Here is a 14,003-nt window from a genome sequence, read left to right on the forward strand (position 1 = left end):
TTAAAATATATTTAGACAATAGACGCTCAGAAGGCCTAAGAAAGGAATAGTAATCATCTTTATGCGGACAAGTTATCATGCACCTCAAATAAGATTCCTATTCAAGATGCATGACTTTTCTTGACCTATCTTAATTCTATCCTAAAGGAGGGTTATTTATGTCCGTGACGACAAGAATCATCTGTACATTAGGATTTTGCGTTGCAAAGTTTTGAACAGCAGTTACCAAAGCAGCTTTTACAGCATCTATCCATTGATTGCGAACATTACGTCCATTTACAACTAAGTTAGGATCGGGAGCGTAAATGCTGGATGAAATAAGAGGAACCTGAACATACATAGAGTCTTTCTGTAAGGCCTTTGTTAAGCAGTTTTCATAAGCTTGAGTAACAACTTGATAGCATCTTTCTGGATCGTTATTTATCTGGCTGGCCATAGGTCCTAGCAGTTGTGCAAGAAGTGCAGGGCCTGCAGGATTAGAGTCGTTATTTGTGCCGTCAGCATTTATCCATTTTCCCGCGAGACACTCACCAATTTGTAACATTCTCTTGTTTTCTGTAGAATTACGCCACCCTTCCACGCTTACTGCTTTTGTGAAGAACTTATTTGTTCCTCCTCCTCCTCTGTACATGGTATCATTAGCAGCGTTTACCAACATAGGGCAAAGACCCTGTGTGGTAAATCTAGGTTTGGTAATATCACCGCAGGTAGACACTAGGATTGTTTTAGTATTTGGGACTTTCCAACCTTTGAATGTAGTTGCGGCATCAACAGGATCAAATTTAGGTGTATCGATAGAATTTGAGGAGGGTAGTTGTGTCCAACTATCAAGTAATTGCTGAGCGCTAGGAATAGGTAATAAGGATACAGGTGCATCGGTAGGAAGTGCTTGAGTCACAGATGCAGGTAAGTCCTGAGGTTGTGCTGGGGTCGGTGTCGGAGTCTCTATTGGTGTAGCAACAGGACTAGGTTGTCCTTCAGTCTCTTTCACCGGTTGAAGAGAAGGTTCTGGGGTGAATTCTGGAATAGTTAGGCCGGGATGCTCAGGAGTTCCCTCTTCTATAGGTTGAGGAAGAGGAGCGACTCTTGTGGGTGTCTTCCTGAGAAGAACACAGCAGACTACAGCGATTATAGAGAATATTACCACGGCAGCTGCAAGAGGTGGCATACTCAGGGTAATGGTTAGAGCTAGGGTGGTTACAAACCCTACAAGGGACAAAGCAGCCACAGTGGCAAGAGCTACTCTCTTAGCGACCCCCTGTTTATTTTGGCTTCGCTGTATTCCAGAAAAGGGTGTCCCAGGAATAGGATGAGACGATCCTTGAGTATTGATAAGTTGTGACATATAAAATATTGATTTTTTTAAAAGCTAAACGTAATCAATATTTTAAAGCATATCTTCTCTAAGAGATAGGAAGTTTTTTTTCAAGAAATTTGTGATTGAAAGACTGAAAAAGAAAGAAAATATCTCGGTTTGCAAATGAAATTCTTTATTTCTCGATTTAATAAATAAAAAAATCAAGACTTTTACAATTAATCAAATGTAAATATCTTAATGTTTCAGATTATTTTAGGATCAAGATTTAAAAAGTGACTTTAACGCATCCGCCATTGATTTTACACTGGCAGGCTAAACGTTCATTAGAATCCTCAGGTTCACCAAGAAAGTCTTTTTCTTCATCGGTGAAATTAGAAAGATTTTCTTGTCCTTCTAAGACTTCAATAACACATGTACCGCAAACGCCCTCAGTACAAGCAAAAGGAACGCCCGAAGATTCACAAGGTTCAGCGATACTAGAACCATCTTCCAGATCAAACTCTTGTGTTTCGTCGTCGGATGAAATGATCAACTTTGCCATCGGATTTCCTGCAAATCTTTTGTTATAAAGAATGAAACGATTCGGAGTAGAGGGATTCGAACCCCCGACCTATTGCTCCCAAAGCAACCGCGCTAACCAGGCTGCGCTATACTCCGTACAAATGTCTCTAAGAAATAAAGACGTTAGCATAGAAGAAAATAGTCCACAAGATAAACATAAACTAAAATTCGCTATTTTGTGACATAAGAGTTTTTCTTGAAGATATATATTTTTTGTCATTATTTAAGAAAACTAGGAGAGTCTCAGAAGGGAGGAGCTTGGTGACAAGCAAACAAGAGAAACTGTGGAGAATGGCTCTCATTCCCTTAGGCATTCTTCTTTCTTTCTTAATGCCTTTGCCCCAAGGGATTTTAGATGCTGGTCTCTGTATCAATTTTATCCTGTCTTTAACTGTTGTCTTTTGGGTATTTTCTTTAAAATCTAGTCACGAGGCTAAGCTTTTCCCCTCATTATTTTTATATCTTTGCTTATTTCGTTTGGGATTAAATCTTGCTTCAACCCGATTGATTTTGTCCTCAGGTTGGGCCTCACCTATGATTTTTTCATTAGGGAATTTCTTTTCCCTAGGAAGTTTGGGGGCAGGAACTATTGCCTGCTGTCTATTTTTTCTAGTCAATTTTCTTGTGATTGCTAAGGGTTCGGAAAGAGTTGCTGAAGTTCGTGCCCGATTTATTTTAGAAGCGCTCCCCGGTAAGCAGATGTCGTTGGATGCCGATCTTTTATCCGGAAGGGCATCTGGTATTGATGTTGAAAAGCAAAAACAAGATCTTTTTGAGGAGAGTGATTTTTTTTCCTCTATGGAGGGAGTATTTCGCTTTGTAAAAGGAGATGCGATTGTTAGCTGTATTTTGCTTATTGTTAATTCTATAGCAGCTTCTTACTTTTCATACTCTTTAGATGGTGTTGCTGATAATTTATGGTTGACGGTTGTAGGAGATGCTCTAGTAAGTCAAGTGCCCGCCTTATTGACATCATGTGCTGCAGCTACATTGATATCCAAGGTAGGACAAAAAGAATCCTTGCTGGAGCACATGATAGATTATTATGAGCAAGCTAGGACTCATTTTAAAACAATTGCCGTTTTGCTTTCTTCATTACTATTTGTTTCGGGAACTCCTAAGGGACCTATAATTGCCTTTGTGATAGTCCTATTCATTGCACATAAACGAAGAGATACTATACAAGGATTTGAACTTATAACCGAAGAGTTTCAACAAATACATCTATTGCTTCCAATAGATTATAAAGGAACAAATCCCAGAGAAATCTATACGCAAGCTTGTGAAGTTATCTTCAATGAAACAGGAGTTTTGTTGCCTAAGGAAATACGGGTTGCTCATGCTGATAAAAAAGCTTCGTTGAGTTATGGTGGGCAACATTTTTCTATCAAAGAGATATCTTTGATTTGTCTTTTGCCAATATTAAGAAATCTAGTCCCAGACGCTATTCATGGAAAAGATATTAGAGTTCTGATAAGAGATACGCAAAACGTTTTTGGAATTTCCATTGATGAGATTATTCCGAAAAAAATTTCTGAGAATTCTCTTCTTTTTTTAATGAAGGCTCTAGTTAAAGAGCGTATATCCCTAAGGTTGTTCCCTAAGATACTGGAAGCAATAGCGTTATACGGTTCTCATGAAGAAAGTCTAGAAATTCTTTCTGAAAAGATCAGGAAATACTTAGGGAAACATATAGGGAGGGCTCTTTGGGATAAGGAAAATATTTTAGAAATTATTACTGTAGATTCACATGTAGAACGAATGATAGGTGACTTATACTTAAAATCTAATCCCCTAATGTGTGATAAAGTTGTTCATCAAGTGCAGAACCTCCTAAAGCAGTCGGAGGATGGAGGGTTTCGAGCTATTATTACTGGATGCGAATCCCGTTTTGAATTAAGAAAAATGATCGAACCTTACTTCCCAGATCTTCTTGTTTTATCACATAATGAACTTCCTGAAGAAATCCCTCTTTCCTTACTAGGATCTGTTTCAGATGAAGTTTTGATACTTTAATTATGAAATCAATCTAATTAAAACGAATAAATTATTTTAATTAGAATATTGTTTAAAATATCTTTTTTATTTATTCTTAAGATAATTACCGAAGAAAAAAATTTGTGAAAACACAAAATACGCAAAATATTTCTGAGATTTGGGAATTATATTGGGAGACTCAAGCAATTGAGTGTCGAGATACTCTGATCGATTTTTACCTACATTTAGTCAAATGCGTAGTTCACCGTTTGATTTCAGGTATGCCCTCCCATGTAAAAACCGAAGATTTGTATGCTTCCGGAGTTGAAGGATTAGTACGTGCTGTAGAGCGTTTTGATCCGGAGAAAAGTCGCCGCTTTGAGGGATATGCTCTATTTTTAATAAAAGCTGCGATTATTGATGATTTAAGGAAACAAGATTGGGTTCCCAGAAGTGTTCATCAAAAGGCAAATAAGCTTTCAGATGCTATAGATACTCTAAGGCAATCTCTAGGAAGAGAGCCAACCGATGGAGATCTTTGTGAGTACTTCCAAATTTCCCAACAAGAACTTTCCGGATGGTTTGTTTCAGCACGTCCTGCACTGATTATCTCCTTGAATGAGGAAAGACCTTCGCTATCCGATGGAGAACCTGGCGTAGCTTTAGAAGAGCGTATTCCTGATGAACGAGCAGAAACAGGATACGATATCGTCGATAAAAAAGAATTTTCCTCATTTTTAGCAAATGCTATAGAGGGGCTAGAGGAGAAGGAGCGCAAGGTCATGGCCCTATATTATTATGAAGAGCTAGTTCTTAAGGAGATTGGAAAAATCCTAGGAGTTAGTGAATCACGTGTCTCCCAAATTCATTCCAAAGCCCTTATTAAACTTCGAGCGGCTTTGTCAGCCTTCCTTTAAGAAATATGTCCGTTTTCTTTTTTAACAGGAAGCATAAAGTTTATAATAATTCCAAGACTTAAGCACACTCCTGCAACAGTACTTAATAATAAGAACCAGAGATTTAAGGTAATTATTAAAGCCGCGCAGCTTCCTACTGTAGCTAAAATTGCTAGAGTAATAAGAATTACCGAAGTGATACGCACGCATAAAGCTGAGGGAATAAATTTTGATGTTCTACTTCGTGCTTGTTGAATACTTGTAGTATTGATTGCATCTGAAGTTATAGAAGTCACAAGAAACCTTTAAAAAATTGATAAATTTTAATATAAAAATGGATTTTTTTTCTATCATTTTTTCTTTATGATATTAAACTTAGAAGGGAATCTTGCATATAAGAAGACCGATGGTTAAGATGATACTTCCATTATTAAGATTTTTTTGTAGTTGCCATGCGGGATTTCATAAGACATTTGAAGGATCGAGGAATTTTAGAAGATTTTTCCTCCGGATTAGATAGAATAACCTCTCCCATTTCCGCATATCTCGGATTTGATCCAACAGCACCTTCTCTTCATATTGGACATTGGATAGGGATATGCTTTCTACGTAGAATGGTAAATTTCGGTATTACTCCTGTGGCTTTAGTAGGTTCTGCTACAGGAATGATAGGAGATCCTTCTGGCAAAAGTATAGAACGTACCCTATTAGAAAGTAATCAGGTAGTGCATAACAGTCAGAAGCTTTCTGAATGTCTCTCACACTATTTGCCTGGAGTGCAAATAGTGAATAATATGGATTGGTTTAAAAATACTACAGTCATTGATTTTCTTCGAGATGTAGGGAAGCATTTTAGATTAGGAACCATGCTGGGCAAGGATACAATTAAACAGCGTATCCAATCCGAAGAGGGCATTAGCTATACTGAGTTTAGTTATATACTTTTGCAATCGTATGATTTCGCCTACTTGTTCGAAAAGTATGGTATATCTTTGCAGTGCGGAGGAAGTGATCAGTGGGGGAATATTACCTCTGGAATTGATTATATTCGTCGTAAGGGATTAGGACAGGCCTATGGCTTGACTTACCCGTTATTAACAAATAGCCAAGGTAAGAAGATCGGAAAGACTGAATCGGGAACTATTTGGTTAGATCCTGCTCTAACATCTCCTTATGAGCTATACCAGTACTTTCTAAGATTGCCAGATTCAGAGATTCCTAAAATAGCACGTACGTTAACTTTATTGAGCAATGAGGAAATTTTTGATTTAGATCATCAGTTTCTTTCGGATCCTATAGCTGTGAAAAAGTTTGTTACTGAAACTATAGTAGCTTCTATACATGGTAAGGATAGACTTCAGGAGGCTCAGGCAGTTACTCAAAGTATGCATCCTGGTAAGGTATCTTCAGTTTCTGAGAAGGATTTCCAAGATCTTATTTCTATGGGACAGGGGGTATCTTTAGAGAGAATACAGACTGTCGGCAAACGATGGATAGATCTCTTTGTTGAAGTGGGATTTTGCAACTCCAAAGGAGAAGCTAGAAGATTGATCGAACAAAAAGGTCTCTATGTAAATAGTGACCCCATAGCTGATGAGCAAAGTGTGTTTGAAGAGTCTCAAGTGTGTTACAATCGATATGTTTTATTAGCACAGGGAAAAAAGAAAAAATTAGTTTTGCGTCTAATTTAAGTGTTGAGGAGGACTAGTGGCAGAGCAAGCAGATATTGGGCTAATCGGTTTAGCTGTTATGGGGAAAAACCTTGTATTAAACATGATAGATCATAGTTTTTCTGTTTCTGTCTACAATCGGAGTCCAGAGAAAACCCGAGAGTTTCTTCAGGAGCATTCTCAAAACATAAACCTTCAGGGGCATGAAAATTTAAAAGCTTTTGTTTGTTCTTTAAAACGTCCTAGAAAAGTAATGCTTATGATCAAAGCAGGAACTCCTGTAGATCAAAGTATTGAATCACTACTACCCCATCTTGAAGCCGGAGATATTATTATCGATGGAGGAAATAGCTACTATAAAGATTCGGAAAGGCGATGCCGAGACCTTAAGGAAAAAGGTATTCTTTTTATAGGCATGGGGATTTCTGGAGGTGAAGAGGGGGCTAGGTATGGACCCTCTATTATGCCGGGAGGCAATAGTGATGCTTGGCCAGCTATTGCACCTATTTTTCAAAGTATTTCTGCTAAGGTTAATGGTAATCCCTGTTGTTGTTGGGTTGGCCCTGGAGGAGCAGGACATTATGTAAAAACTGTACATAATGGCATTGAATACGGAGATATACAATTAATTTGCGAAGCTTATGGATTGTTAAGAACACGTTTAGATATATCTCCCGAGGCCGTATCAGCAATTTTTTCTGAGTGGAATGGTCGGGAATTAGAAAGCTACCTTATGAGGATCTCCGTAGAGGTACTGTCTTTAAAAGATTCTGAGGGTTCTCCAGTTATTGATACGATTTTAGATGTTGCGGGGCAAAAGGGTACAGGCCGATGGACTGCAATGGATGCTATTGATTCTGGGGTTCCTCTTTCTTTGATTATCGAATCCGTACTAGCACGCTTTCTTTCCTCATGGAAAACTGTTCGAGAACAGGCAGCAAAGGAGCTTCCAGGTATTCCTATAGTTTTTGAAAAACCTAAAGATCCTCATCTTTTTATCGAAGATGTATTCCAGGCGCTATATGCTTCAAAAATCATTAGCTATGCTCAAGGATTCATGCTATTAAAACAAGCATCAGAAGAGCACCAATGGAATCTAAATTTCGGAGAGCTAGCTTTATTGTGGAGAGGGGGATGTATTATCCAAAGCGTATTTTTAGATGCTATCTACAAAGGTTTCGAAAACGAACCTGAAGCGCCTTCACTAATTTTACAAACTTATTTCAAATCCACACTGCAAAACTCTGAATCCGGATGGCGCAGAACAATTGCTTACGCAATTGGCTCGGGATATCCCGTACCTTGTTTAGCAGCTGCTTTGACATTCTATGATGGTTACCGAACAAAAGATTCCTCAATAGCTTTAGCTCAAGGATTGCGAGATTATTTCGGAGCACACTCGTATGAACGTAAGGATAGGCCTCGAGGAGAATTCTATCATACAGATTGGATAGGGACCAAAACTACAACGCTTGTAAAATAATTTTTGAGAGAAATGTGGGAGTTTTGTCATAATGACTAGTTCTCCTGACAAGTCTCTTGTTTCTTTAGGGATACTTAGTATCCCTTCTCTTTGTTTTTTTTGTTTATTCTAAACGTTTAAGTTTCGATGGATTATGTAATAATAATAAACAAAGATAATAAGGATTATCTCTTAAAAATCTTGATTCTTGAGTAGAAAGAATTAGTCTATTTTAAGAACTTCAATAAAAGCAGTATTAGGAATAGAAACTTTTCCAAACTCTTTCATACGTTTTTTACCCTTTTTCTGTTTTTCCCAGAGCTTGCGTTTTCTAGTGATATCTCCACCATAACACTTTGCAGTAACATTTTTTGAAAGAGCACGAATTGTTTCCCGAGCGATTACTTTTTTATTGATAGCAGCTTGAATAGGAATTTTAAAGAGTTGCTGTGGGATTACATCAACAAGCTTTTCACAAATACTTCTTCCGCGAGCTTCTGCTTTGTCCTTATGTACTAGACATGAAAAAGCATCAACAGGTTCATCATTGATTAAAATTTCAAGCTTTATAATTGATCCCTTACGGTAATCTCCTAAACGGTAATCAAAAGACCCATAACCTTTGGTTACAGATTTCAATTTATCATTAAAATCAGAGACGATTTCATTTAAAGGTAGGTCATAAGAAAGTACTAACCTATGCTGATCTAACATTTCCGTCTTTAGGCACACACCGCGCTTATCCAAACATAGATTCATAATACTACTTAGATATTCTTGAGGCGTAATGATATTTACATGTACCCAAGGTTCTTCCAAATGCTCGATAATTGAAGGGTCGGGATAGGCTGTGGGGTTATCTATTAATAGTGTTTTTCCATTTTTTAAGACGACCTTATAGATTACGCTGGGTGCTGTAGCAATAATATCAAGATCAAATTCTCTAATAATTCTTTCAAAAATAATCTCTAAATGTAGCAAGCCTAAAAATCCACAGCGAAATCCAAAACCTAGAGAATGGCTACTTTCTTGCTCTATAGTTAAAGCAGAATCATTAAGCTGTAAACGACCTAAAGCATCTTTTAAAGTATCAAAATCTGATGAATCAATAGGATAAATGCCAGCAAAAACTACGGGATTAATTTCTTTGAACCCCTCCAAAGGTAGTTTTGCTGGATGTTTTACTGTAGTGACAGTATCACCGATTTTTACATCTTTTACTTTTTTTAAATTAGCAATAAAATAGCCTACCTGACCTGCCCTTAGTGATCCTTCAATTAAAGTGGCTTCAGGAAGGAAAGCTCCAATACCTAAGACTTCAAACGCAGAACTTTTTGTTGCCATAAAGGTAATACGATCGCCTTTTTTAATTTCTCCACTGATAACACGAACATACACCATGATCCCTACATAAGGATCATAATGAGAATCAAAAATCAAAGCCTTTAGTTCCGTTTCTTCAGGGAGTTTCGGAGGAGGAATTAGCTCAATTATTGCCTCAAGAATTTCTGGAATTCCTTCTCCAGTTTTTGCTGAACAGGCAATTGCATGGGTAGTATCTAATCCTATATAATCTTCAATCTGCTTCCGAATTCTCTCGGGATTAGCAGCGGGTAAATCAATTTTATTTAAAATAGGAATGATCTCTAAATCACGCTCCAATGCTAGGTAAACATTAGCTAAACTCTGAGCTTGCACACCTTGAGCAGCGTCAACAATAAGTAGAGCTCCTTCACAGGCAGATAAAGAGCGTGATACTTCATAAGAGAAATCCACGTGGCCAGGAGTATCTATAAGATTAAGCTGATAAACTTCACCATTGTATTCATAATACATAGTTACGGGATGGGCTTTAATAGTGATACCGCGTTCCCTTTCAAGATCCATAGAATCAAGGAGCTGCTCACGCATCTCTCTCTGCTCAACCGTACTTGTACTTTCAAGTAAGCGATCAGCAATTGTAGATTTTCCGTGATCAATATGCGCAATAATAGAAAAATTTCGAATATTTTCTAATTTATACTCTTTCAAAATACAGCAGGAGTTTTATCAGTTTCAGAGAGAGTCATGTTAGACTGAGCATAGTTAGTTGTCAATACTACTAGAATACAAGAAGGTGAGTTTAATTTATTTACGAAGATCAAAAATAGAATAATACTTGTATTTGCAACTTACATGTTTTATTGTTTTCAGAACATTGTGTTGTAAATATAAAAATCTAGAAATTCAATAATTATAATTTAATATTTTGATTTTTATTTTATTTAGTATGACTCATGAAATCTTCGAATCTTTTTGTTCCCCAAACACTTCCAAAGCAAGAAGTGGTTTGTCGATACATGCAATCGAGGAGACCAACAATATTTCAAATAATTATACTCGTTGTTTCGAGTATGTTATGCATTGTTTCAGGTCTGATTTTTTTATCAACTTTGCCCTCGTCCATGAATCTTATTGTTTCTTTACTGCTCGGAGGCTTGGGTTGGTGTATTCTATCTTTTGTTACCGCACAGCTGATAATTAAGTATTCGCAACCAAAAAATATCCAAATTCCTTTAGGGTTTCGCCAGGTGATTAAATCAAAATTCCCTAAAGTTTTTTTTGATTTGGTAACCACTCAGGACTTGGATATTATGAAATTCAGAGAGTTGATAACTTCTATTTCTCATTTTAGAGAATATCAAGACTCATCAGTTAAGAATAATTTGGATAAACTTTCTTCACAGTTAAGAAGTGCTGTAGAAGCTTTTGGTGTTGATGATTTAGATAGAGAAATCAAGAGCCAGGAGATTCTTAACTTGGATGACTTATTTGTGGAAAATTGCCCTCTATATTGGATGAAACGTTTTATAGAATTAGGTAATAATGAAGTTTTAAATGAAAATGAAATAATACGGAGCTGGAGCTGTTCTGGAGTCTATTGGTTTTCTGAATTAGGTTTAATTCATCGGTCTTCTGATAATAATTTAAAACCACAAACAATTTTTAATCTACATTTGTATGGACTTGTTCAAGAAATAGACGAATCAGAATATTCTTGTTTGATGCGTCATATTAAAAATAATACCTGGAATCATCAAGATGTAGCAATGATAGTTGATAGATTGTTGATTATTTGTCAGGGAGATTACAGTAGGTATATCAGTGAGAAAGATAAAGATAAGACATCTACAGGGCTTCGTGTAGAATTTACAGAAGAAGAAGTAAGAAATCTTCTTTTATGTATGTGTCTGCACGGGTTGTCTTGGAGACAACTAGAACTCATCCGATCGACACCAATTTCTTCTTGGCAATTTTTATCATGGATAGACGGCTCTATTCCTAAGCGAGGTATGCGAATACTTGCAGGATGTTTTCTAAAAGATTTTATTCACGAATCTAATCCTAATTATGAACCAAACATTGCTCTATCAACTTATTCAGAATACAGAAATATTACTCAATATAGAAGATATAGAAATCAAAAAGATACTAATCCTCTTAGCAACATCTGTTGCTATTTCAGTCATCGAATGAGGTTTCGTAAGAAAAAAATAGAAATAGATTTTCATTTAAAGAATATCATGAATTTTCACAGATACGTTGTTGATTTAAAAACTGGTATAAGAACCAGGATCTCTGGAAATATTTAAAGACAAAAAAAATCCTCACTGTGAATACGAGTGAGGATTTCTTCTATTAAGATCTACTTCAATTATGAAGAAGCATTTTCAACAGCAGGTGTTCCCTGGATTGTTGATGAAGAACCAACATCTTCGGAAGCAACAGCGGCTTCTTCTCCTGCAAGTTCTTGTTCTTTGATTGCAGATTGAATTAAGAACAGTTTATTAAGTTTTGTTGCTGAGACTAACCATACAGCAATAATTACAAAGAGAGCTACTGCTAAGTAAGGAGTCATGGCTCCAATACTTCCGCAAACTACCAGAAGGCTTTGTTGGATTAAAGAACCCCCGGATTTGCCGAAACGAGCGGCAACCACATCAATAGCAGCCTTCCCTTTAACTTTTTGTTCTTGATCTAATGGAATATAAGCCATTTCTTTGGTTGCATCAAAGAGGGCATATTTTGTGGATTTAGATAGAATGTTTTGGATAGCTCCCACCATAACAGCAAGCATTAGAGGTGTAGTTCCTAACATAGCTACGATTCCAGAAGCCTGATTTCTAAAGATAACTAGAACAAAGAAAAGCACGCCTGTTAATAATACCATAACTGGTGTTACAAGGGCTCCTGTTAACCAACCAAATTTACGGATAACGTTACCGCCGATAAATAGCATTACGATAACAGAAACAACTCCGGTCCAGAATGAGAAATTACCCATAAATTGGCTATATTCGTTAGCATTTGGGTATTGCATCTTCAATTGGCTCTTCCATGTCACTTCTACGAGATTAATGCAAATCCCATAACAAATAACAAGTAGGGCTAACAGTAACATGTAAGGGGATCTTGCTAAATAGGCAAAACTTTCCTTCATGCTCATCTTTGGTTTGGATTTCTTAGATTTGTTTAATTCTTTAGGATCATAGAATCTAGAATCAGTAAGAACACACTTATTCATCCACCAGTAGCACAGAATAATAATACCACCGGAAAGAATAACCATGCTCATTAAGAGATATAGAGAAAGTCCCCAAGGATCTGTATTTCCTGCAGCACTAGCACGTAGTTTAGAAGCCCAGATAATAGAACGTCCAGAAGCTAATAAAGCGATATTAGCGCCCACTCCGAATAAAGCGTAAAAACGCTTGGCTTCGCTGATTTTAGTAATCTCATTAGCAAAACCCCAGAACATCAAAGAAAGCATAACACTTCCCCATAGCTCCGAAAGCACATAAAATGCGGCAAAGGTCCAGTTTCTTAACATAGCGACACATCCCATCAATCCTTGAGGGAGGATAGTTTGTAATTTGTCAGCGAAATCCGTTGGATGTAAGATGTGACGAAATGGATAAATTACTGTTGGGAATAGAGCAAAGAATAGAAGAAATGGGGTGATAACCGTATAGAAGAGGGCCGGTTTACTTAAAATGTTGCTTAGCTTGGCGTAGATAAGCATAAAGACAACAGCGCAAGGAACGACAAGCCACAGTTTGATGAAGGGTATAGCCTCTGCACCAGAGCCGGGAGCCGTTACGATAAGAGTGTCTTTTGTATCACGCAATACGGTGTAGTTGAACGCAATACAGAAGAACATTAGGAACATTGGCAGCACCTTTTTCAGCTCATACTTGTGTATTGGCCAAAGAAAGGAGCGCAATTTTCCAAAAGGTTTTTCCGCTGTTTGTGTCATATTTACCCTCTGAAATAGCTTAGTTTTATAATTTATAAGTTATTAATAGTTTTGTCTTTAAAACAATTAATTTTTAGTTTTTTAGCCTTCTAGCATACCAACTTTTTTCTCTATTGACAAGAAAAAAGGAGAGGAGAAGCCATAGGCTCTCCCAGAGCACTCGAGAGACTGAGGAAAAAATCGGCTAAAATATTTACTTTACTTAGCCGATTATAAGGTCTTTTAAACAAAAGACTGAGGAGAATCCAAACTTGAAGAATTAGTTCTTACAGCTTCTACATATGCATTCCATAGCTCAACACTAACCATTCCGTTGCGGATGGAACGAATAAGCTCTCTTTTTAACGAAGGTAGGGGTTTTTTTGGGCTAAATCGTGCTAAGAGATCTTTATCTCCTACCTGTCTGGCTAATTCTAGAACACGTTCTATATCAGTTTTTGTGAAGTTGATAAAATCTCTGCGTTTTTTAGATCCTCTAGGGGCTCGAGGCTTTGGATTAATGGCTCGTGGTGAATCAGATTCTAGAATAAATGTTTTTAACATTTTTAGAAACTGCTCGGGGGCGGCACTTTTCATTTTTTTTAATGTAAAATGGTGCATATAGCCACCACTCGGTCCAGGAAGATAGCGACATAAATCGTTTTCCTTATCTCCGCAGACCTTTCTAATAGCTTTTAAGATCAGTTTTTCTATTTCTTCATTTATATTCGACTGTTCTACGGCCATGAAACCCACCTTTATAACTTGCTAAATCTTCGTAAAAATTAATCGATGCTTACTTTATAAATTTTATAAGAAAGAATTTGGCATACTTTCAATTTAA

11 protein-coding genes and 1 tRNA gene are annotated in these 14,003 nt (G+C 37.0%); 5 read left to right on the plus strand and 7 right to left on the minus strand.

Annotated features, from left to right (window positions below):
• Positions 1–136 precede the first annotated feature (136 nt).
• From H9Q19_RS04610 to H9Q19_RS04620, 3 genes are all read right to left on the minus strand, one after another.
• Complete coding sequence (locus H9Q19_RS04610; RefSeq protein WP_213240761.1) at positions 137–1,345, minus strand: macro domain-containing protein; 1,209 nt, start codon at positions 1,343–1,345, stop codon at positions 137–139.
• 238 nt (positions 1,346–1,583) lie between these two features.
• On the minus strand, positions 1,584–1,859 hold the full coding sequence (locus tag H9Q19_RS04615) for a 2Fe-2S iron-sulfur cluster-binding protein (protein WP_213240763.1): 276 nt from the start codon (positions 1,857–1,859) through the stop codon (positions 1,584–1,586).
• A 41-nt stretch (positions 1,860–1,900) separates the two neighbouring features.
• A tRNA-Pro gene (locus H9Q19_RS04620) sits at positions 1,901–1,975 on the minus strand.
• Between the two features lie 195 nt (positions 1,976–2,170).
• Between H9Q19_RS04620 and H9Q19_RS04625 the strand changes: the two genes are divergently transcribed.
• Positions 2,171–3,895: an EscV/YscV/HrcV family type III secretion system export apparatus protein gene (locus H9Q19_RS04625; protein ID WP_249324535.1), complete on the plus strand. Its 1,725-nt coding sequence runs from the start codon at positions 2,171–2,173 to the stop codon at positions 3,893–3,895.
• A gap of 104 nt (positions 3,896–3,999) precedes the next feature.
• Positions 4,000–4,773: a FliA/WhiG family RNA polymerase sigma factor gene (locus H9Q19_RS04630; protein WP_213240767.1), complete on the plus strand. Its 774-nt coding sequence runs from the start codon at positions 4,000–4,002 to the stop codon at positions 4,771–4,773.
• Here the strand turns inward: H9Q19_RS04630 and H9Q19_RS04635 are convergent.
• A complete protein-coding gene (locus H9Q19_RS04635) occupies positions 4,770–5,048 on the minus strand; it encodes a hypothetical protein (protein ID WP_213240768.1) in 279 nt (92 codons plus the stop codon). The two genes, H9Q19_RS04630 and H9Q19_RS04635, sit on opposite strands and share 4 nt — an antisense overlap.
• A 156-nt stretch (positions 5,049–5,204) precedes the next feature.
• On the opposite strand from H9Q19_RS04635, the gene tyrS reads away from it, so the two are divergent.
• Both tyrS and gnd read left to right on the plus strand, forming a co-directional pair.
• Positions 5,205–6,443: a tyrosine--tRNA ligase gene (gene tyrS / locus H9Q19_RS04640; protein WP_213240770.1), complete on the plus strand. Its 1,239-nt coding sequence runs from the start codon at positions 5,205–5,207 to the stop codon at positions 6,441–6,443.
• A 16-nt stretch (positions 6,444–6,459) separates the two neighbouring features.
• Positions 6,460–7,905 carry a decarboxylating NADP(+)-dependent phosphogluconate dehydrogenase gene (gene gnd / locus H9Q19_RS04645; protein ID WP_213240772.1) on the plus strand — a complete coding sequence of 482 codons (1,446 nt, stop codon included), beginning with the start codon at positions 6,460–6,462 and terminating at the stop codon, positions 7,903–7,905.
• A 201-nt stretch (positions 7,906–8,106) separates the two neighbouring features.
• Here gnd and lepA read toward each other — a convergent pair whose 3' ends face one another.
• Positions 8,107–9,915 (minus strand): translation elongation factor 4, encoded by a 1,809-nt coding sequence (lepA, locus tag H9Q19_RS04650; protein WP_213240774.1) that lies wholly within the window; start codon positions 9,913–9,915, stop codon positions 8,107–8,109.
• A 245-nt stretch (positions 9,916–10,160) separates the two neighbouring features.
• Here lepA and H9Q19_RS04655 point away from each other — a divergent pair, with 245 nt between their 5' ends.
• Positions 10,161–11,516: a DUF1389 domain-containing protein gene (locus H9Q19_RS04655; protein ID WP_213240776.1), complete on the plus strand. Its 1,356-nt coding sequence runs from the start codon at positions 10,161–10,163 to the stop codon at positions 11,514–11,516.
• Between the two features lie 62 nt (positions 11,517–11,578).
• Here the strand turns inward: H9Q19_RS04655 and npt1 are convergent, their stop codons facing one another.
• Positions 11,579–13,180, minus strand: a complete 1,602-nt coding sequence (gene npt1 / locus H9Q19_RS04660; protein WP_213240778.1) for an NTP/NDP exchange transporter Npt1 — start codon at positions 13,178–13,180, stop codon at positions 11,579–11,581.
• 222 nt (positions 13,181–13,402) lie between these two features.
• A complete protein-coding gene (ddbA, locus tag H9Q19_RS04665) occupies positions 13,403–13,906 on the minus strand; it encodes a DNA binding protein DdbA (protein ID WP_213240780.1) in 504 nt (167 codons plus the stop codon).
• Positions 13,907–14,003: the final 97 nt, after the last annotated feature.

The sequence above is a fragment of the Chlamydia crocodili genome, from assembly GCF_018343815.1.
GTDB classification, from domain to species: Bacteria; Chlamydiota; Chlamydiia; order Chlamydiales; family Chlamydiaceae; genus Chlamydia; species Chlamydia crocodili.

Excerpts from the sequence above, each read along its gene's own strand:
- H9Q19_RS04655 (WP_213240776.1), top strand. The coding sequence starts at position 10,161 with ATGAAATCTTCGAATCTTTTTGTTCCCCAAACACTTCCAAAGCAAGAA.
- tyrS (WP_213240770.1), top strand. The coding sequence starts at position 5,205 with ATGCGGGATTTCATAAGACATTTGAAGGATCGAGGAATTTTAGAAGAT.
- H9Q19_RS04610 (WP_213240761.1), bottom strand. The coding sequence starts at position 1,345 with ATGTCACAACTTATCAATACTCAAGGATCGTCTCATCCTATTCCTGGG.
- H9Q19_RS04615 (WP_213240763.1), bottom strand. The coding sequence starts at position 1,859 with ATGGCAAAGTTGATCATTTCATCCGACGACGAAACACAAGAGTTTGAT.
- npt1 (WP_213240778.1), bottom strand. The coding sequence starts at position 13,180 with ATGACACAAACAGCGGAAAAACCTTTTGGAAAATTGCGCTCCTTTCTT.
- ddbA (WP_213240780.1), bottom strand. The coding sequence starts at position 13,906 with ATGGCCGTAGAACAGTCGAATATAAATGAAGAAATAGAAAAACTGATC.
- H9Q19_RS04625 (WP_249324535.1), top strand. The coding sequence starts at position 2,171 with ATGGCTCTCATTCCCTTAGGCATTCTTCTTTCTTTCTTAATGCCTTTG.